Origin of the sequence: Cytobacillus dafuensis (assembly GCF_007995155.1) — a bacterium.
Taxonomy (GTDB): Bacteria; Bacillota; Bacilli; order Bacillales; family Cytobacillaceae; genus Cytobacillus; species Cytobacillus dafuensis.
This window is the reverse complement of the sequence record NZ_CP042593.1, coordinates 2,737,589-2,756,730: the sequence shown is the minus strand read 5'-3', so window position 1 is coordinate 2,756,730 and position 19,142 is coordinate 2,737,589. Positions and strand designations below refer to the sequence as shown.

The 19,142-nt window shown below is 34.5% G+C and carries 23 protein-coding genes; 20 read left to right on the top strand and 3 right to left on the bottom strand.

Features of this window, described 5'->3' with window-relative positions:
* Positions 1-20: 20 nt before the first annotated feature.
* Entirely contained in the window at positions 21-293 is a 273-nt protein-coding gene (locus tag FSZ17_RS13060) for a hypothetical protein (RefSeq protein ID WP_057770739.1), read from the bottom strand.
* A gap of 180 nt (positions 294-473) precedes the next feature.
* Between FSZ17_RS13060 and FSZ17_RS13055 the strand changes: the two genes are divergently transcribed.
* The 5 genes from FSZ17_RS13055 (at position 474) to FSZ17_RS13040 (ending at position 3,499) form a co-directional block, all read left to right on the top strand.
* Positions 474-686 carry a hypothetical protein gene (locus FSZ17_RS13055; RefSeq protein ID WP_057770736.1) on the top strand — a complete coding sequence of 71 codons (213 nt, stop codon included), beginning with the start codon at positions 474-476 and terminating at the stop codon, positions 684-686.
* 84 nt (positions 687-770) lie between these two features.
* Positions 771-1,280, top strand: coding sequence for a MepB family protein (locus tag FSZ17_RS13050; RefSeq protein ID WP_057777003.1), 510 nt, complete (start codon positions 771-773; stop codon positions 1,278-1,280).
* A 120-nt stretch (positions 1,281-1,400) separates the two neighbouring features.
* On the top strand, positions 1,401-2,432 hold the full coding sequence (locus FSZ17_RS13045) for a serine hydrolase domain-containing protein (protein WP_057776583.1): 1,032 nt from the start codon (positions 1,401-1,403) through the stop codon (positions 2,430-2,432).
* 183 nt (positions 2,433-2,615) lie between these two features.
* Positions 2,616-2,762, top strand: a complete 147-nt coding sequence (locus FSZ17_RS23430) for a hypothetical protein (protein ID WP_185150741.1) — start codon at positions 2,616-2,618, stop codon at positions 2,760-2,762.
* A 101-nt stretch (positions 2,763-2,863) separates the two neighbouring features.
* Positions 2,864-3,499, top strand: a complete 636-nt coding sequence (locus FSZ17_RS13040) for an FMN-dependent NADH-azoreductase (RefSeq protein WP_057776584.1) — start codon at positions 2,864-2,866, stop codon at positions 3,497-3,499.
* A 234-nt stretch (positions 3,500-3,733) separates the two neighbouring features.
* On the opposite strand, the gene FSZ17_RS13035 is transcribed toward FSZ17_RS13040, so the two are convergent.
* Positions 3,734-4,228 (bottom strand): DUF3267 domain-containing protein, encoded by a 495-nt coding sequence (locus FSZ17_RS13035; RefSeq protein ID WP_057776639.1) that lies wholly within the window; start codon positions 4,226-4,228, stop codon positions 3,734-3,736.
* A 224-nt stretch (positions 4,229-4,452) separates the two neighbouring features.
* Between FSZ17_RS13035 and FSZ17_RS23425 the strand changes: the two genes are divergently transcribed.
* A complete protein-coding gene (locus tag FSZ17_RS23425) occupies positions 4,453-4,626 on the top strand; it encodes a DUF6054 family protein (RefSeq protein ID WP_156416288.1) in 174 nt (57 codons plus the stop codon).
* 142 nt (positions 4,627-4,768) lie between these two features.
* A complete protein-coding gene (locus tag FSZ17_RS13030; protein ID WP_228460198.1) occupies positions 4,769-4,942 on the top strand; it encodes a DUF6054 family protein in 174 nt (57 codons plus the stop codon).
* 310 nt (positions 4,943-5,252) lie between these two features.
* Here FSZ17_RS13030 and FSZ17_RS13025 read toward each other — a convergent pair whose 3' ends face one another.
* Complete coding sequence (locus tag FSZ17_RS13025; RefSeq protein WP_057776585.1) at positions 5,253-5,738, bottom strand: pyridoxamine 5'-phosphate oxidase family protein; 486 nt, start codon at positions 5,736-5,738, stop codon at positions 5,253-5,255.
* 207 nt (positions 5,739-5,945) lie between these two features.
* On the opposite strand from FSZ17_RS13025, the gene FSZ17_RS13020 reads away from it, so the two are divergent.
* The 13 genes from FSZ17_RS13020 (at position 5,946) to FSZ17_RS12960 (ending at position 19,140) form a co-directional block, all read left to right on the top strand.
* Positions 5,946-6,134: a DEAD/DEAH box helicase family protein gene (locus FSZ17_RS13020; protein ID WP_057776586.1), complete on the top strand. Its 189-nt coding sequence runs from the start codon at positions 5,946-5,948 to the stop codon at positions 6,132-6,134.
* A gap of 166 nt (positions 6,135-6,300) precedes the next feature.
* Complete coding sequence (locus tag FSZ17_RS13015) at positions 6,301-7,614, top strand: hypothetical protein (protein ID WP_057776587.1); 1,314 nt, start codon at positions 6,301-6,303, stop codon at positions 7,612-7,614.
* Between the two features lie 206 nt (positions 7,615-7,820).
* The gene (locus FSZ17_RS13010) at positions 7,821-9,344 is read left to right on the top strand and encodes a Na+/H+ antiporter NhaC family protein (RefSeq protein WP_057776588.1); all 1,524 of its coding nucleotides are present in this window, start codon (positions 7,821-7,823) and stop codon (positions 9,342-9,344) included.
* Positions 9,345-10,673, top strand: coding sequence for an argininosuccinate lyase (gene argH, locus FSZ17_RS13005; RefSeq protein ID WP_057776589.1), 1,329 nt, complete (start codon positions 9,345-9,347; stop codon positions 10,671-10,673). It begins immediately after the preceding gene.
* 258 nt (positions 10,674-10,931) lie between these two features.
* A complete protein-coding gene (locus FSZ17_RS13000; RefSeq protein ID WP_057776590.1) occupies positions 10,932-11,168 on the top strand; it encodes a hypothetical protein in 237 nt (78 codons plus the stop codon).
* A 59-nt stretch (positions 11,169-11,227) separates the two neighbouring features.
* On the top strand, positions 11,228-11,902 hold the full coding sequence (locus FSZ17_RS12995; RefSeq protein WP_057776591.1) for a DUF6946 family protein: 675 nt from the start codon (positions 11,228-11,230) through the stop codon (positions 11,900-11,902).
* 231 nt (positions 11,903-12,133) lie between these two features.
* Positions 12,134-12,415 (top strand): hypothetical protein, encoded by a 282-nt coding sequence (locus FSZ17_RS12990; RefSeq protein ID WP_057776592.1) that lies wholly within the window; start codon positions 12,134-12,136, stop codon positions 12,413-12,415.
* A 450-nt stretch (positions 12,416-12,865) separates the two neighbouring features.
* Entirely contained in the window at positions 12,866-13,267 is a 402-nt protein-coding gene (locus tag FSZ17_RS12985; RefSeq protein ID WP_057776594.1) for a (deoxy)nucleoside triphosphate pyrophosphohydrolase, read from the top strand.
* A 127-nt stretch (positions 13,268-13,394) separates the two neighbouring features.
* Entirely contained in the window at positions 13,395-16,289 is a 2,895-nt protein-coding gene (locus FSZ17_RS12980) for a DEAD/DEAH box helicase (protein WP_057776595.1), read from the top strand.
* Between the two features lie 121 nt (positions 16,290-16,410).
* Entirely contained in the window at positions 16,411-16,734 is a 324-nt protein-coding gene (locus FSZ17_RS12975) for a nucleoside triphosphate pyrophosphohydrolase (protein WP_057776596.1), read from the top strand.
* Positions 16,735-16,762: 28 nt separating this feature from the next.
* A complete protein-coding gene (locus FSZ17_RS12970) occupies positions 16,763-17,146 on the top strand; it encodes a hypothetical protein (protein WP_228460196.1) in 384 nt (127 codons plus the stop codon).
* A 145-nt stretch (positions 17,147-17,291) separates the two neighbouring features.
* Positions 17,292-18,554 carry a hypothetical protein gene (locus FSZ17_RS12965; RefSeq protein WP_057776597.1) on the top strand — a complete coding sequence of 421 codons (1,263 nt, stop codon included), beginning with the start codon at positions 17,292-17,294 and terminating at the stop codon, positions 18,552-18,554.
* A 190-nt stretch (positions 18,555-18,744) separates the two neighbouring features.
* Positions 18,745-19,140, top strand: coding sequence for an AbrB/MazE/SpoVT family DNA-binding domain-containing protein (locus tag FSZ17_RS12960; protein WP_057776598.1), 396 nt, complete (start codon positions 18,745-18,747; stop codon positions 19,138-19,140).
* Positions 19,141-19,142 lie beyond the last annotated feature (2 nt).

The following is a 19,142-nucleotide window of genomic DNA, read 5'->3' as shown; positions in this document are numbered from 1 at the left end:
GATAGATAAAAATTTATCGATCACTTTTTCTTTTTAGTCTCAACTTCCTGATCTATATCGGAAGCAATAGGGTCACGAGATGCATTACTATCATCTTGAGCAATAGCACTGTTAATTGGATCATCAGATGCATTACTATTATCTTGAGCAATAGCACTATCATTGTTATCTGTAGCCGCGTTACTACCATCATAAGAAACAGCAGACGATTGCAATTGATTAAGGCTAATTAAAAGAGGACCCTCTTCGTCATGATGTTTTTTCTTTTCCATATCTTTGTCTTTGTTTTTCATTTAAATTCTCCCTCCTTTCGATTAGTAGTGTTGTGTTACAGTATTAATATATTTTCTTTTCGTCATTTTGTTTGGACAAACTAACGGGTAGAGTTAGTTTAATAAGAATTAATTAATTTTAAGACTGAGGTCAAATTTAGTTACTCCATTAAAGGGCGCTTTAATTGAGGAGATAATAACATGAAATTTATTTACTTTAACGATACAGGAAGAAAAGTGAGCATACATCCAGCTATTTTTTCACATGGTTGTACTGGCTTACGTGAACCAATCAAACCTCTAGAACAAAGAGTATTTGAATTACCAGAAGGTACATTTCCTTGGGTTAAGATGTGGGATTATGGTGAAATTGGATCAAGCATATTAGTTTCCCCTATGAAGGAAGCTGAATAATATATCTTTCAAACTTACTAAACAAACGGGCGCGATTCTATTTTCATTAAAGGGCCATTTTGTTTGAAATTTAGGAGTGAAGAAATGAATGATTTTTTTACAGCATTAACTTATATAGATAAAATGATTTATGAGTCGAATCACTTAACTGTAAAGTCAGTTCAAGAAGAGAAGCAAAATTCTAAGTATGGTGCTGGTACATTTCAATTATCTTCTAAAACAGTTCGATTCAGAGTTGCGAATATAACCCCTACCAAAGTAGGGCAGTTTGTTGCGCTTTGGGAAAAGGACGAAAATAATAAAAATCAACCCTACTTATATGAGGAAGCCCCAGATTTATTAGTTATAACTACCTTTAAAAATGAAAATGAGTTTGGTCAATTTATTTTTCCAAAAGAAATTCTTTTAAAACAGAACATTCTTAGGTCTACTTCAACAAAGGGTAAAATGGCAATAAGAGTTTATCCTAGCTGGGATAGTCCGAGTAGTAAACAAGCGATGAAAACTCAAAAATGGCAGTTACCTTATTTTATTGATATGTGTAATCTGAATAAATTACCCTTAGAAAAAATAATAGAACTGTATTCTCTTTAATCCTCTGCAATCGGGCGCAATTCTTGAATAGTAGGCGTCCATTTTTTATGGAAAAGAGGAAATTTGGAATCTAAATCGAAATTTGTAAGAATACCTTGATAGAAAGGTTGGGTGCGAAGATTGAATATTAATAGAAATCTTAACCAGGACTTTTCCTCGGTTTTAGACCATGTGACCAATACCTATAATCGGGTCGTTTGCAGTGGAGCAGCAACTATAGTTATACATAATGATGAAATTGTATTGGAAAAATATCTAGGTCGACAGTCTAATACTCATAATGCGAGGATTGTCCAGGTCGACACTCAATTTCACGTCGCATCTGTAAGGAAAAGTTATATAGGATTTGCAGTAGCTTACGCAGTCTATTACGGTTACATAGCTTCCATTGATGATCTTGTATTAACATACAAACCAGGTCTTGATCATATTGTTTGGAAAGATACATCTATTAGACATTTATTAACACATACTCATGGGTTGGATGAACTTGAAGGTATAGCCTTTCGAGAGTATCCTCCAGGGGAAAACTGGACATATAGACAAGTTGGAACAAAAATTTTAACAGAAATTGTGGAGCAAACTACTGGAAGAACAGTCTCAGATATTCTACATGAACAAGTGTTTAACCCATTAAGCTTTACAGAATCCAATTGGTATTCAAAAAAACATGAAAAGCTTGTAGATGTCATTCTTAGGTATGATGGAGATGGGAACTGGCAAACAAGTGATAGTACTAAAGGCGACAAAATGAACATGTACGTATCGGCACGGGAGTTGGCATATTGGGGCTATTTTCATTTAAATGAAGGAAGGATAAGTGGTAAACAAATTGTTCCAAGAGAAATCATTCGTTTAGCAACAGAATTACAAAGTCCCTCCCTTTTAGATGATAGTTTACCTCAGAATGGATTTTTATGGTTTGTTAAGGATCTTCCGGCTATGAAAACAGAACTAGGTGAATCTGTTCCAAAAGGTTCCTATCAAATCCTTGGTTATACGGGTGTAACCTTATTAGTCATTCCTCAAGAAAATATTGTAGCTGTCCGAATGTTTAATAGTTTTGGTTCACCACAAGGTTATAACTATTTAGCTGATGTAAGATCCTTTGGTGATACAGTGATAGGATGCTTAAAAAAAGTTAAGGGCTGATTCTTATTCAATTATAGGACGCTTTTGTGAAACTGCGACTAAAGCCTAATTTCTCAATTACATTACTGAGAAATTGGGCTTTTTATATTTAAGAAGGGCTTATTAGTATTAATAAAAATAACCAATTTATGCATGAAATATGGGGAGAGAGAGATATTAAAATGATTGGAGGTGAAAAAGGTATTGCAAAAACCTAATCATTATGACGGAAGTGTTCAACTTGATTATGATGTAAACAATGAGCCTCATTCAAATGAATCATTTCAAATAACGGATGAAATGAGAGCAAACATTGGTGGTAACCCTTATTTTTTTGATGAAAATAAATAACGAATAATTTTATTATAGGGATTTGTATGAACTGACAAATCCTTAGTTTCCTTTCATTCTTTAAAGAAACGGTAATAAATAAAATCAGAAGGTGAAATAACATGGCAAAAGTATTATACATTACAGCTCATCCAAATGATGAAACACAATCTTTCAGTATGGCTGCAGGAAAAGTATTTATTGAGACATACAAAGAAGTAAATCCGAATGATGAAATCGTTCACATTGATTTATATAAAGAGAATATTCCTCATATTGATACGGATGTTTTTAGTGGATGGGGGAAACTTCAATCTGGTAAAGGATTTGAAGAACTTTCAGCGGAAGAAAAAGCAAAAGTAGGACGTCTGAATGAATTGAGTGAACAGTTTATTTCAGGTGATAAATATGTTTTTGTAACACCTTTATGGAATTTCTCGTTCCCTCCAGTAATGAAGGCGTATATAGATTCTGTTTCTGTTGCAGGTAAAACATTTAAATACACTGAACAAGGGCCAGTTGGTCTATTAACAGATAAAAAAGCACTTCATATTCAAGCTCGTGGAGGTGTTTATTCAGAAGGACCGGCTGCCGAAGTAGAAATGGGTCATCGTTTTTTAAGTGTAATTATGAATTTTTTTGGTGTTCCTTCTTTTGATGGTTTATTTATTGAAGGACATAATGCTATGCCCGATAAAGCACAGGAAATAAAGGAAAATGGAATTGCGCGTGCAAAGGACTTAGCTCATACTTTTTAATTAATTGTAAGTAACTGACTTAAAAAATTCATCTATATATCTTCAACGAAAGAGCGCGTTTATTTAGGAACGCGTCTCATTAAAGAGATATTCCTGGGAAATGGGAATGTTTTTGTGACTGATAAAGCTACCCGATAGCCACCTTAGAAAACCGCCCCGTTGAAAGGGCGGTTAAAAGTAATGAACGATCGTTTTTCGTTCGTTCAATGAATAGATGTATGGCATGCCTCAATACTATTGCAAACGGTAATAGCCTTTGCAAAATACTGAGTTTTTCGGTTTCATAGCAATGAAAAATGAATTAATGATATCTGAGGCAGAAATCAAAGTGTTTATCCAACTCACAAATAAAAAAATTGACTTGATATCTTCAGATAAAAAAAACGATACAATGAAAGGCACTACTGATAATGTAATGAAGGGCAAGCTCATAAACACCCAAAATCTAGGTTTGGATAGAATTGCATTTGTATGTAGCCAGAAAAATATACCGCTAAACGTTAAACTAATGTCACCTTTTTTGTTTACGACAATTATGTGAAGGGTTTCGTGAATGATGAAGACAAAGATCCATATTAAGAAAAGATTGAAAGTATTGATATGTGGGAACCATCCTGCAAATAAAAATGGAAATAGGAATATAATGACCTGGAGTAGATATACAAACTTCATATAGTGCTTTCGTAACCAATGATTCTGTATAAAAGGGGTCCATTCTGACAAATCCATACTTAATTGTGGTAAGTGTCTAAACCACAATATCATAAATTTTCACTCCTTCAATTAATCTATTACCCATATATTACCACGTTATAAGAATCTATGTTTAAATAAGCGGGACATTCATATTTTAGTAAAGGTAACCTTTATTTTCGTTTTGTTAGTGGAATGGTTCAGAGCAATGTGAGCGATGGTACTATATAGCGAAATAATTAGCAAGGGGAGATGGGATCATGGCAAAGTATGAAAACACATTGATTGGTGAATTTGAGAAAGTGGTTAAGCGTTTGGAAAACGATATTGGCAATAGTGGAATCAGCATGAAATTAGTTGATGAAAGCAATCATACGATTGGAGCTACTAAAATAGCGGTGCGAGTTTATGATAAATATTTTATCGCAGATTAACGGGCAGTAAGACCCCCACTTCAAGGATTCGCGTATGCAAAGAAGAGTAAGTGGGGGATCAACTGCCCGTAAATGCCCGATTGGTTCAACTAACCATCAGTGGGGGATGAAGAAAAACCCCCACTGATGGAAGTTTCACTTTATGAGAAATGGCAACAGAGCAAGTTTGAGCCTTACTGTAGTCGGTGATAACAGAAATATTTTTATTTCAGCCATTGGAGCTGGCGGAGGAAGTGGAGTTTTTTTAAACTTTAGTCTTGGGGCAGAAAACGATATGGTAGAAATCGTGAAAAAAAGTGTAGAACAAATGAAATAAACTTCATTCTATGTCTAATTATAGCTTTCTGTAAGGGTTAGATGAAATGACCCTATAGATGATTATCGCCATATGTTGAATGTAGGTGTAGATCTAATTTATTGCATACTAAATGATCAGCAAGAAAAAGGACCATACTTTAATGAAAGTAATATCCTATCTTTTTTCAAAATCGAAATGATTTTCCTTGTAATCAGAAGGAACATATTTCACTTAAACTAAGGATGAATATAGAAACAAATGGATCAACATCACTCAACATAGCAAAATGGATTGTCCTATAAACAGACAACCCAATTATTGCTGTTATTTATTCCAATTCAACCGTTTCATTCATATCAATCGATTTAGAGCTTTGCCCTGTCATGCGTTTATAGAGAAAGGCGATTTTCTTCGTAAAATTACCGGTTTCCCAATATTCGGCTGCTTCCGCTTTTACCTTTATCAAGACAACGTTCGGATCATCATAAGAGGTTTGCATGATTGCCTCATATGCTTTGCTCCACAATTCCTTTTTCTTGTCTAAATCTTCAACGATTTCCGCTCTTCCACGGACGGAAACATAGGATTTACCTGCATAAGCTACATTAACATCCTGATCATGGATAATTTCTTCATATTTATTAGTCTCTTTTTTAGTGAAAAACCATAAGTCACCATCAAACTCTACTTCTTGTGTTTTCATAGGACGAGAAACAAGCCCTTCTTCAGTTACTGTAGTCAGCATGGCCGTGTCTACTTCTTTGATTAACTCTCTTAATGTTTCCAATTCTTCTTGTTTTATCATGTTAGACATTTCCATCACCTCATTCATGTTCATAGAAGTATACTACCCTTCAAACCAGCTTTTATTCAGGTAGGGTGGATTATTAAATTGACTTTAACAAATTGAACCAAAGAAAAGGAACAAATAGAGGTTTTAAACAGCTTTCTTAGTGATTATCCTACAAAATTGTCAGCACTTTTGGCGTATTCTTTTAAGAAGAAAGAGACTGACGCCTTCATGGATGATAAGAATGATGATGGATTAAGAGTGCATGGGGAACAAAAGGTTAGGGAAGAAAATAATTGCCGGATGAAGGAATTATTGAGGGAGAATGGAATTGAATTTGAGAGTATTAAGGGTACTTATCAAGAACGTTTGGAAAGAGAGATGGAGTTGATTGGCAGTACTTTTGCAATAAAATTTTAAGGTATAGGGTAGTTCGTGCCTGTCCCCAAGTACTTTAAAGTATGGAGGAACAGGCATCTTTAAGTTCTTAGTGGCTTTTTATAAAATTAACTTAAAAATTTTCAAAATAATGTGTATGATTAGAAGAGACTTATAGTTATCAGTTTTTTAAAGGAGTGTTTTGTACATGCTTAGAGTGGGAGTTGTCGGTCCACAATCCACTGTGGACAGAATACTGCATATTGCTCAAGGCTTAGATATAGAAGCTATTTTTCTTACTTACCCATATAAAAAAGTCAGGGAAACTGCTGAAATAATGAAGAATCATCATCACCAAACTGATTTTTGGATTTTTTCCGGGAGGATTTCATATAACATAGCGTGCAAAGAGGCTGAAAATAAAGATAATCATATTTTTATCGATCATACGGAAGCTGGTATTTTTAAAGGGTTATTAGAATTCGCCTACCAGACAGGTTCTGCCTTCGGTGATTTTAGCATTGACGAGATTTCAAAAAGCCATTTAGAGAATGCTTTAAATCAACTATCCATCAAGCCTAAAAATATCTTCATTAAAACTTTTTCAGAGGATACGTCAACGGATGAGTTAATCGATTTCCATTCCCTTAATTGGAAAAGCGGCCAGACGAAAGGGGCTATAACTTGCTACGAAGAGGTTTACCTGCGGCTTAAAAAGTTGGGGATCCCTTCATTTAGAATTTCAACAAGTGATATTGAAATTAAACATACGTTAAATATTCTTTCTGAAAAAATAAAGACCTTCTATTTTCGGGATTCCCAAGTTGCCGTTCAAGTATTTGAAATGGTTCAATTAGAAAATCAATTTAAGAGCTCTAAGCAAACTTATCAATTACAATTCATGGAAGTAAAGTTGAAAGAGATTTTAATCAATTTAAGTGAACAATTAAATGGATCACTCATTGAAAAAGGGCTTGGACGATATTTAATCTTTAGTTCTCGTGGCGATAGTGAAAGAGAAATACACAGAATTGAAGAAGCTGTAAACAAGCTCATACTAGAGTCAGGATTGAAAGTGGGCGTTGGAATCGGCTATGGAGAAACCGTATTCTCTGCAGAATTAAATGCACATAATGCATTAAAACAATCAAAAGAAAAATTCGGCTCTATTATGATTGTTCATGAAAATGGCACTGCTTTCGAAGCTAACCGTGAGAACATGGAAATGGAGGATTTTCCGTATTTTAATGATAAAAATTTTATAAGTATGCTAGAAAATGCAAATATTAATGTAAAACATTATATTGAACTATTTGCCCTAATTAGGAGTTTAAGAATAAAAGAATTTACGGTCAAAGAAATTTCCAGCCGCCTATCTAAAGATGAAAGAAACACAAGGCGTTTTATTGAATGCTTATGTGAAGCCGGTTTGGCTGAATGCATGGGCTTCGAACCAGCCTCTGTAAGAGGAAGACCGCGGCGGATTTATAAATTAACGAATACTCCATTTAAAGCAATTTAAGACTGCTGGGAATAAACCCTGGCAGTCTTTTTTTGTGTATTTTTGGAAAAGTTTATAGAGTCTTCTAATAAAAATATTCACTTGTTAAAAAAGTTTATTGCATTTCACTATGGTGTTCCATATAATCTATTTTAGGGTAAATTTAGAATATTTACCCGATTATATTTATGCACTAGAATAATATTTTATGAGAGGGAGATTTATTTATGGAACACATGGGCTGGGTATCTTTGATACCACCAATTATTGCAGTTGTTCTTGCAATAATAACGAAGAACGTTATTGTGTCTCTATTCTCCGGTGCTTATATCGGAGTACTCATTCTTGTTGGAGGTCACCCTCTTAAAGCAACAATGGAGACGATTGGAAATTACTTTTTTCCACTTGTGGCAGATAGCTATAATGCAGCAGTATTAGTTTTGCTGTTCTTTATTGGCGGATTTGTTGCACTTATGGAGAAGTCTGGCGGAGGAGCCGCACTTGCCACTCATGCCATTAAATTCATTAACACGAAGGCAAAAGCACAGATTTCTGCTTGGGTCGGAGGAATTATCATCTTCTTCTCAGATTTGGGTACACCGCTCATCGTTGGACCTGTATTTGAAAAGATTTTTGATAAAGCGAAAATTTCAAGAGAAAAGCTCGCTTGGATTATCGACTCAACATCATCTCCGGTCGCAGTATTAGTCCCTTTTATTGGTTGGGGCGTTTACATAATGGGCCTTATTCAAAAAGAATATGAATCTTTAAATATCACGACATCGGAATTTACTACACTTATAAAAGTTATTCCTTTTCAATTTTATGCTATTTTAGCTGTTACAATGGTTCCTCTAATTGCCCTTACTAAGTTGGATTTTGGACCAATGGCTAAAGCAGAGCAAAGAGTGCAAAAGACTGGAGAACTTTATTGGCCAGAGTCAAAGCCGTTAAGAAAAGCAGAAATTGGGGAGGAAAGCACAAAAAACAGCCGTGCTATCATGATTTGGCTGCCTTTATTGGTATTATTCATTACGTTATTCGGGTTATTAATTTCATATGGCTTCCCATTCAAGCCTGTTCCAGGAAATGATTTTAGGGTTTCACTAAGTACAGCCTATTTATTTGCGGCAGTGACTATTATTATCTTAATGCTTGCATATAAAGTAAAAAAATTCAGTGAGATATTTGATATTTATACAACGGGTATGCAAAAAATGGTGTATGTCGCTGTTACACTTATTCTGGCATGGTCCCTTGGTAAAGTAATTAAGGAAATGGGAACGGCTTCCTTTATTGTTGAAGTCATGGATGGAAATGTTCCTGCATTCATTATTCCAGCCATCTTATTCGTAGTCGGAGCATTGATGTCTCTTGCATCTGGAACTTCATGGGGAACATTTGCAATCATGCTGCCAATCGCCATTCCTATGGCTGTTTCACTCGATGCTCATTTATTAGTTTGTATCGGGGCTGTCCTGTCAGGAGGAATATTCGGGGATCACTGTTCACCTATTTCCGATACAACCATTTTATCGTCTACAGGAGCAGGGGCAGATCATATCGATCACGTGAAAACACAATTCCCTTATGCACTCCTTAATGCATCGATCGCATTCATTGGATTTATTGTTGCAGGAATTACGGGCAGTGCATTCACGATCATCTTGAACATTGTCTTGCTTATTGGAGCAATTTTTGTTTTATCCAAGATTCACAAGAAAAAATATAGTGAAGGAGCGGGATTGTAATTGAAGCTATGGGGAGGACGCTTTACGAAGCGCGAAGATGAAATTATGGAGAAGTTTAATACTTCTTTGCCTGTAGATCATAGACTTTACTATCAAGATATAACAGGAAGTATTGCGCATGTAAAAATGCTTGTAGAATGCAACTTGCTTTCAGAGGCTGAAGGGATTCTACTTATAGATGGACTTGAGTCCATTCTTAGAGATATCGAGTCAGGTCTACTAAAAATGGAAGGTGCTTATGAAGATATCCACTCCTTCGTTGAAATGAACTTGACGAAGAGAATTGGCGAAACCGGTAAAAAACTTCATACTGCAAGAAGCAGAAATGATCAGGTTGCAGTCGACATGAGACTATATGCAAAGCAAAAAGCCGGAGAAGTAATGATGGCCCTTCAGCAGCTCATTGATTCGTTACATGACAAAGCAGCTAAAAATAATGTCATCATGCCTGGATATACTCATTTGCAGCGTGCACAGGTTGTCACATTTAGTCATCACCTTGGTGCTTATGCACAAATGTTTAGCCGGGATAAAAAAAGAATGAGCAATGCCATTGACATTTTGGATGAAAACCCGTTAGGCTGCGGTGCATTGGCCGGGACAACTCATCATATTGATCGGCAAATAACGACTGAGCTATTAGGTTTTTCCAAGCCTGTAGACAACTTCTTGGATGGGGTTAGTGACCGTGATTACTTGCTTGAGCTGATGTCCAGCTTTTCCATCACGATGATGCATTTGAGCAGATTAAGTGAAGAACTAATCCTCTGGAGCAGCCAAGAGTTTAAATTCATTGAAATGGATGATGCGTATTCAACTGGAAGCAGCATCATGCCACAGAAAAAAAATCCGGATGCTGCGGAATTGATTAGAGGAAAAACAGGAAGAGTGTATGGCTCCCTTCTTTCCTTATTAACGACCCTAAAGGGATTGCCGCTCACCTATAACAAAGATATGCAGGAAGATAAAGAACAGTTTTTCGATGCGCTAGATACGGTAATGGACTGTCTTGAAATCATGTCGAAAATGATTGATACCCTTCATGTCAATGAAGAAAACATGAAGGCCGCTATCAAAGCCGGCTTCCTAAACGCAACTGAAGTTGCTGACTATTTGGTCAGCAAAGGGACGGCATTTAGGGATGCCCATGAGATTGTCGGCAAAATCATTATTTATTGCGAGCAGCAAAAGAAAGCGATTGAAGATTTAACGATTGAAGAATTAGCCAAGTTCAGTGACAGCATAACGGATGATATTTACGATTACATCGACTATGAAAACATCCTGAACAAAGGAAACAAAAAACTTATTAAACAGATTACAAAATAATCATTTTCTCGTAAAAAGGGCCATATTGGTCCTTTTTACGTTGCATTTGAACCTCATCCCTTGAGATAAGCATCTTCCTGTCAGATTTTCTTCAAGGTAGGAAATTTGGAAAAGATATGAATTCTTCATCCCAAAATAAATCCGCATCAACTGTTTTTGAAAGTTGTTGCAGGTGTAAATAGCTTACAGAATTATTAGAGCAGGAAGTACTGGGACTAGAAAAAGTAATAATAATTTTTTAAAGGTGGATGAATAACGTTGGAGTTTAAAGTATATTTAAAGCAAAAGCATGTATTAAAAAACGGTGAGCGGAAATTGAAGGATATATCTGAAGATCAGTATATGAATAGACTAGAAAATATGCGTCTTCGTGGAATATATAATGAAGAAAAACAAATAGACTCGATTTTAGAGCGGAAAGTCCAAGAACACTATCGCGTTTGGAAATCATATTTAAAGACAATTGAGCATTATCTTTCATCTAAAAACTATTAATCAATCAAAGTATGGTAAATATGGATACAACAAAAATATTAATGTAGGAGTGAGGGGAAATGGGTAAATACTTTGTTCCTTCAAACGGAGCAATATCATGGAAAGAATTCCTTGTAGATCCTGAGAAACAGTGGAAAAAAGGGTATTCTGCATATGAATTGGCTAATTGTTGGGAAGACGCTAACAATTTGCCACCTAGTGTTGAAAGGGTATTCAAACAAAGTCAGATACCTCTGTTTAAAAATGTTGAAGTATTGTATGGATTTCCTGAGTACAAGGTTCCTTTACCTGGAGGGAGCACAAGCTCACAAAATGATCTTTATGTACTTGCAAAGGGAAATAATGAGCTTTTAACGATTATGGTGGAAGGAAAAGTTTCAGAACCCTTTGGAGAAACTGTAGCATCCTGGTTAGGCGATAATCCTAGTAACGGTAAAAGAATAAGATTGAAATACTTGCTTCATATACTGGGTTTAAATGAAGAAAGTGTACTAAATAAAAGATACCAATTAATACATAGAGCTGCATCCGCACTAATTGAAGCTAAGAATGTTAATGCTAACAATTCACTTATGCTGGTACACTCTTTTAGTGAGACAGGAAAATGGTTTGATGACTACGCTGAATTTGTTAAACTTTTTCATTTTTCCCCTAAGAAGGATGGAATTGTTGGGCCAGTACAGTTAGATGGTGTTAATCTTTACTTTGGATGGGTAACTGGTAACTGCAGCTAGGAAAGTATGCGAAGAGAGTACAGAAAGAAGTAGATGAATTGCTTGGTCATGTTTATGAGAAATATGATCGAGGGGGACTCACTCCTGGTGAAGTGTACATAAGGTTAGAGTGGGTAGAAAACTTTGAACAGATAACTAGGTTTATAGATAAGGCGTATGAATTGAGGCTGCAGAAGTAGTAGTTACTAAAAATATTTACATTATTATTTTCAACTTAAAAGGAGGGGCATTATGCTAGCCAAGATCAAAAAGGTGAAACTTAACACAGAAGGGAAAAATCCAGTATATAAAGTTATTCTGGAATGCCCTGAAGGTAAAGAGCTTTATATTCATTTCGATTATACACATGCAACAAATACGTTTTGGCCATTAGAAGTTAACTATGATGGGCAACATAAAGATGCAAAACTAGCATGGTATACAAGAGAAGTGGAACATCTGACTGTAGAAGGATTCTTAAAGGCCATTGCTGAAAAGATTAACAAGAAATACGGGTATGATTTTGGAGAATAAAATAAATGAGAACTGAACAGTTTTATCAATGAATGCTGAATAATGGTTATGATACAAGCACTAGTAAATCAAGATTGTCCAACGGCATTAGAGTTTCTGAATACGAAGTTGATTTAGAATTTCATCTTAGAAAAGATACATGTAAGGAACTACTACAGAAACTCACATATTCTAATCGAGATAAAACGGTAAAGAGACCCAAAAAACACAATATTCCTATTAATGGAGATGTATATAATGGAACTGCTAATTTAGAACAAGTAGTAAGGTTATATGTAAAATTTCATAGTAAAGAATAGCAAGTAAAATGCACTTGTATGGTTATTAACATAGTGGGCACTGCATGACGCTTACGTAGTTAGCATTTACACTCTAACAATAATCATAATTTGAGTTATAATATAAACATCTAACTTTTTATGTAAATATGTTGTTATATAAGGAGGACCCATGAAAAAAAACATCCATGTCGTCGGTGCTATTATCATCGATAACAATAAAATCCTTTGTGCCCAAAGAGGCCCAGATAAATCTCTCCCTCTAAAATGGGAATTCCCAGGCGGTAAAATTGAGGATGGAGAATCTGCTCAGGAAGCATTAAAACGTGAAATTAGTGAAGAGATGAATTGTAAAATAGAAATAGGTGAGCAGGTCGATCATACTGTGTATGAATATGACTTCGGAATCGTTCATTTAACGACTTATATCTGTAAGCTTGTAGAAGGAAAACCAAAGCTAACAGAACATGTTGCGATAAAATGGTTACCAAATAATGAGCTTTCTTCACTTGACTGGGCACCTGCGGATATTCCGGCCGTAGAAAAATTATCAGGGGCCTTTAATGTAAAATAATTGATAAAAATGGACAAAGAAGCTACTCACAATTCGTGGATAGCTTCTTTTGCTTTAAAAATAAATTGCACTCAAAAATTAAGAGTATTACAATTAGTATAAACAAATGGAAATGATTGGGGATTATATGGAGAATTTGATTCAAAGCTTAGAAGCATCACTACATAAGGGTTTTATTGATAAACAGCTTAATAAATCTGGGCGATATAAGCCTAAGCTATTAGTCAATAATTTAAAGAAAAATGAAAACGTTTTATCAACATTGTTAGAAGAACTTGATCAAAGCAAGTCCTTTATTTTTTCTGTCGCTTTTATTACGGAAAGCGGCCTAGCTACACTTAAATCCCATTTTCTTGACCTTAACCGAAAAGGAGTAAAAGGTCGTATATTAACATCTACCTTTTTACAATTTAATCAGCCTAAAGTGTTTAGGGAATTGATGAAGATAAAAAACGTAGAAGTGAGATTAACAGATTTAAAAGGCTTTCACTCGAAAGGATACATATTTAACCATGATACACATTACTCTCTTATTGTCGGAAGCTCTAATTTAACTGCACATGCCTTGAAGATAAATTATGAATGGAATGTAAAATTAACTTCACTTGAAAATGGTGAGATCGTTCATCACTTTAAGAGTCAGTTTGAAGAAGTATGGGATCAGGCTAGAGTTTTAACAGAGGAATGGATTGAGGAATACGAAAAGACCTATTCTCAAGTAACAGACACAAAAGATTTTGATCAGGTAGTAGAATTACCTACCCAATATAAGACGAATGCCATTGAGGATGCATTAAAGATTGTCCCTAATAAGATGCAGCAAGCAGCGCTGGAACAAATTGAAGCGGTCCGAGCAGCGGGCAAGGATAAAGGATTAATTATTTCGGCAACAGGGACAGGGAAGACCTATCTTTCTGCATTCGATGTAAGGCGTTTTGGTCCTAAGCGCATGCTTTTTATTGTACATAGAGAGCAAATCTTAAATAAAGCGAAATCAGACTTTAAGAGAATTCTTGGTGGAATGGATGAAGACTTTGGAATTTTATCTGGTTCCAATAAGCAAACAAACGCGAAGTATTTATTTGCAACCATCCAAACCATTTCAAAAGAAGAAACATTAAGGCAGTTTGATCCGCAGGAATTTGATTATGTATTAATAGATGAAGTCCATAAAGCAGGTGCCGAGTCTTATCGAAGAGTGATAGATTATTTTAAACCGCAATTTTTTATGGGAATGACTGCCACACCTGAACGAACAGATGACTTCAATATTTATGAGCTATTTGATTACAACATTGCTTATGAAATTCGCTTACAGGAAGCACTTGAGGAGGATATGCTATCTCCTTTTCATTATTTCGGTGTGACTGACCTTGATATCAATGGAGAAAATGTGGATGATGCGACCATTTTAACGAAGCTTGTTAATGAGGAACGTGTGAATCATATTATCGATAAGGTTGAATATTATGGTTTTTCTGGTGAAACGGTTAAGGGGTTAATATTTTGCAGTCGGAAAAAAGAAGCGAAAGAATTATCAAAAGCATTGAATGACAAAGGATTGCGAACAGTTGCGCTGACAGGTGATGATTCTCAAGAAGATAGAGCCTATCAAGTGAATCAATTAGAAAATGGTCATTTGGATTATATTTTAACAGTCGATATTTTTAATGAAGGGATTGATATCCCGTGCATTAATCAGGTTGTCATGTTAAGACAGACTCAGTCTAGTATTATATTCATTCAGCAGCTTGGCCGAGGACTTCGTAAGCATGAATCAAAGGATTTCGTTACAATCATCGATTTTATTGGTAATTATAAAAATAACTATTTAATTCCAATAGCTTTATCAGGTGATCAGTCACAAAACAAAGATAATATTCGCCGACATACGAAGGACACTAGCTATTTAAAAGGTGTTTCAACGATCAACTTTGAAGAAGTTGCAAAAAAGCGGATTTTCACCGCCATAAATAATAGTAATCTTACAACTCTCAAAATCTTAAAGGATGCCTTTAATGAGGTCAAAAATAGACTTGGTAGAGTGCCATACCTTTATGATTTTGTCACTCAGCATTCAATAGATCCAGTTGTAATTGTTGATAAATATTCAAACTACTATCAATTTTTATTAAAAATGAAAGAAGAAGTACCAACTATAACAAACTATGAAAATCAGGTTTTGACCATGTTGTCGTTAGAGATATTGAATGGCAAACGTAAGCACGAAATCGTATTGTTGGAATTGTTAATGCAGCAAGAGAAGGTAGAATATGAGGCTTTTATTAATCATCTACTCGAAGAAGGTTGCATTATAGGCGAAGATACAATTGCATCAGTCAAAGGTATCTTTGATTTATCATTTTTTACCCAAGCCTTTAAGAAAAAATATGGGGATCAACCAATTATTACTTTCAAGGAAAATTGTTTTACGTTTAATGATTCGATCCATGAAAGTCTAGTAAGAAATGATTATTTCAAAACAATGGTATTGGATATTTTATTAAGTGCAAAAGAAAAAAGTAAAAAATATGAATGTAAACAACCACTGACTTTGTATGAAAAATACTCTAGAAAAGACTCTTGTAAACTATTGAATTGGCAAAATGACGAAAGCTCTACGATGTATGGATACAAAACCAAACATCATACTTGTCCGATTTTTATTACCTACCATAAAAAGGGGGAAATTGAATCGAGTGTAAATTATGGTGATGAGTTTCTCAGTCAGGATGTTCTTAAATGGTATACGCGTAGTAACAGAACATTAAACTCAGATGAGGTTAAAACAATTATTGATGCAGAAGAAAATCATATCAATCTCCATATTTTTGTCAAAAAAGATGACGATGAAGGCAGTGACTTCTATTACCTAGGTCAAGCGAAGCCTGATAAGAGCACAGTTCAGCAAGATGTAATGAAGGATGGCAAGCCGGTTGTTCATATGAATATGATTATGGAGCAGTCGATTGATAACAAACTTTATCATTATATTATTGAAGGTAGTGAAGAGGCAGAATAATTAGGGTTGTCTGATCACTAATGTATTTGGGGATCAGGTATCTTTAACCTAATCCAGGTGAATTTTTACCCTACAACATATATTGTGAAAGTGATTGTATAAAAGAGAGGAAGAATCTCATATGCCAACATACAACAAACTAGTCCGAGATCGAATTCCAGAAATCATTGAAAAAACCGGGAAAAAGTTCTCAACGAAAATATTAGATAACACCGAATACATAAAAGAACTAAAGAAAAAAAGCTTCGAGGAGCTTGAAGAGTATGTGAATACAACGAATAATGAAGATGCTATTGAGGAATTAGCAGATGTTCTAGAAATCATCCATGCGCTTGCAGATTTTCATGGCGCATCAATTGAAAGACTTGAAGAGGTTCGTAAACAGAAAGCAGAAAAAAGGGGCAGTTTCCTTGAGAAAGTATTTTTAATAGAGGTTAGTGAATAAAAAGACTATTAATATGAGCAGGTGTGGTATGAGTCATAAGCTTCAAATAGGAGAAATGAGGGCTGAATATTTAACAGATAAAGAAATATGGGCTTATTTTAATTTTATTTTTTCTACAAAGTCTCGTAATTCGACTACCTATAAATTTGTGTTAATTAAATCCCTAATTGAAAACTTATATAATGTAAATGAAAAGCTTGAGTTGCAATATGATTCTCTATTTAATAGTTTTTCAGTCATTTACTGGAATCTTGTTATTCATCATCATCTCAATCAAATTAATATGGTTGGCAAAATGTCTGAGGTTCAAAGGATTCTATTAAATGTTCAAAGCACACATCAAATTCCAGATACATTAGTGTTTGATAAGCTTTCGAATGAACTCCAGATTTTAATAGTACATAAGGTTTAGCCATTAATGAGGGCATTAAGGATACAATACAATTCACTTTAAATGAGACGGTGGATCTAATAAAATAAAAGAAAATAAAATAAAAGATAGTTTTTCAATTAGTGCGATATTCAAATTAATGATTAAAAGGGAGAGGCTGGTGTTCATGTTTTTAGACCTGTTTGATACTATAAGGACTTCGGAGAATCAACATAATATTGATGAATGTAAAAAAAATGCTATACAAGGGGAAAGTATGTTGTTTTATTTATTACTTAGTGGGCAAATGCCAATCTTAACGCAAACACAAGTGATAGATTCAAAAATTATCCATAATATTTTATTTAATAATGAGATGAAAGGGCATTTCCTCGAATTAATAAAAAATGGAAAGTTGAGATTAGCTTTATACACAGGACATAATCGAATGAAAAGTTTGCAAGATTACTTTATGAATTCATTAAGTTATGGGTTAGATGATCAAACGGATTTTTTCGATTTTTCCACTTTGCCATTTTTAAAACATTATGACCCAAAAATTAGGAAAAAATTAAATCTAAGAATAATAGAATCTCTTGAACATAATTCTTATCAATTTGAAACAGATGGAGTTAAACCTGAGCATATTGAGTTTATAGAAAAAATTATAGATAACATTCAAAATATCGATCGAGCAATAAGAGGGAATTTTACTTATACTAATGGTTTCAAAAAAAATTTGGATGACTTATTTAATGCCCAGAGCCAGATATTAATTAATGATGAATTTTTAAATCTAGAGTTTTTAAATTTATGTAGGGAGATTATTAAAAAGGGGAGTTTTAATAATAGAAGATCTGCTTACTATAGTTTTCTTGAATCAAGAAAAGATGAATACTCTAGTGATAGTATAGAAGAGGTAAAACAAATTGTTGACAATTGTTATAATGAGGCTATAGCCTCATCGTTACCTAGTGAGGAATATAATTTGAATTTTGCTAGTAAATTTAGTGAATTAGTAAAACCAATTCAATTAATAAGTGAAATTTCAAAAAAGGAAGTTATTAAACTTAAGCCAAATCAAAAAGAAAGTTATATTACATGGGAAATCCTTGTACATATGTTAAATGAAGTTGATACATTGCAAAAAGAAAAAAATTTGAGCCGTATTGAAGCATTATTCGAATTTAAAAGAAGGCAATCGTTCAAGCCTGTTGTAGCAATATCTAAATATATAGGAATTGGCTTAATACCTTCATTTATTCCAGGTGCGCCAGAAGGCATAGAAATTTTAACTGATTTAGTTTCAGGAGCCGCTACGGAAATAACTGATAATTTGTTAAAGAAGCCCACACTAAAAGATGTTAAGAATACTTTCAAAGAAAGAAAAATTACATCAAAAATGGTAGATAATACAATGGAATTTATTTCTTTGACAATGCAATCATAATAATAAATTGTAATTTTTTCTAAATATTAAACTATGGTATTTGTTTTGAATTATAAAGAAAACTCATTTAGATACACCACGGTGAACCGTATCATAAGTAAATAAGGTTTTTTAAGAAAACTCTCTTAGGCTATTTTTGGATTGGAAGGGAAAAATAAGTTTTGTTTACATATTTATAAATTTTTAAGAGGTGTGCCGTACAATATTAAGACCTGAGAGGGTAAGTGTTTCGCGTCAGACGGTAGCGAAGTGGGAGAACGAAGAGGCGTTGCCAGATATTCATAAATGTAAAATGTTAGCTGATATTTTTCAAGTAACATTGGATCAATTATCCGATAGTATGAGTGAAGAAGAGGTAGAGCATCTTGGTCCTAAGGGGAAACAGTTTTTCGGTGTTGTGAAGGTCGGCGAGCGTGGACAGATTGTTATACCAAAACAGGCGAGGGAAATGTATCAGATTCAAGCCGGTGATAAGCTTGTTGTTTTGGGGGAAGATGTGACAAAAGGAATTGCCATCTTAAAAACGGATAGTTTTCTAGAGTTTGCAGATCTAATCCGTAGGGCTGAAACGGAAGAGGAGGAATAAGA

Coding starts and splice junctions, on each gene's coding strand:
- FSZ17_RS23425 (WP_156416288.1), top strand. CDS start 4,453: ATGGCAAAGTATGAAAACACATTGATTGGTGAATTTGAGAAAGTGGTT.
- FSZ17_RS12985 (WP_057776594.1), top strand. CDS start 12,866: ATGAAAAAAAACATCCATGTCGTCGGTGCTATTATCATCGATAACAAT.
- FSZ17_RS12995 (WP_057776591.1), top strand. CDS start 11,228: ATGGGTAAATACTTTGTTCCTTCAAACGGAGCAATATCATGGAAAGAA.
- FSZ17_RS12975 (WP_057776596.1), top strand. CDS start 16,411: ATGCCAACATACAACAAACTAGTCCGAGATCGAATTCCAGAAATCATT.
- FSZ17_RS13035 (WP_057776639.1), bottom strand. CDS start 4,228: ATGGATTTGTCAGAATGGACCCCTTTTATACAGAATCATTGGTTACGA.
- FSZ17_RS13040 (WP_057776584.1), top strand. CDS start 2,864: ATGGCAAAAGTATTATACATTACAGCTCATCCAAATGATGAAACACAA.
- FSZ17_RS13050 (WP_057777003.1), top strand. CDS start 771: ATGAATGATTTTTTTACAGCATTAACTTATATAGATAAAATGATTTAT.
- FSZ17_RS12990 (WP_057776592.1), top strand. CDS start 12,134: ATGCTAGCCAAGATCAAAAAGGTGAAACTTAACACAGAAGGGAAAAAT.
- FSZ17_RS13020 (WP_057776586.1), top strand. CDS start 5,946: ATGGATGATAAGAATGATGATGGATTAAGAGTGCATGGGGAACAAAAG.
- FSZ17_RS13030 (WP_228460198.1), top strand. CDS start 4,769: ATGAGAAATGGCAACAGAGCAAGTTTGAGCCTTACTGTAGTCGGTGAT.
- FSZ17_RS12970 (WP_228460196.1), top strand. CDS start 16,763: ATGAGTCATAAGCTTCAAATAGGAGAAATGAGGGCTGAATATTTAACA.
- FSZ17_RS12980 (WP_057776595.1), top strand. CDS start 13,395: ATGGAGAATTTGATTCAAAGCTTAGAAGCATCACTACATAAGGGTTTT.
- FSZ17_RS13015 (WP_057776587.1), top strand. CDS start 6,301: ATGCTTAGAGTGGGAGTTGTCGGTCCACAATCCACTGTGGACAGAATA.
- FSZ17_RS12965 (WP_057776597.1), top strand. CDS start 17,292: ATGTTTTTAGACCTGTTTGATACTATAAGGACTTCGGAGAATCAACAT.
- FSZ17_RS13055 (WP_057770736.1), top strand. CDS start 474: ATGAAATTTATTTACTTTAACGATACAGGAAGAAAAGTGAGCATACAT.
- FSZ17_RS13060 (WP_057770739.1), bottom strand. CDS start 293: ATGAAAAACAAAGACAAAGATATGGAAAAGAAAAAACATCATGACGAA.
- FSZ17_RS13025 (WP_057776585.1), bottom strand. CDS start 5,738: ATGTCTAACATGATAAAACAAGAAGAATTGGAAACATTAAGAGAGTTA.
- FSZ17_RS13010 (WP_057776588.1), top strand. CDS start 7,821: ATGGAACACATGGGCTGGGTATCTTTGATACCACCAATTATTGCAGTT.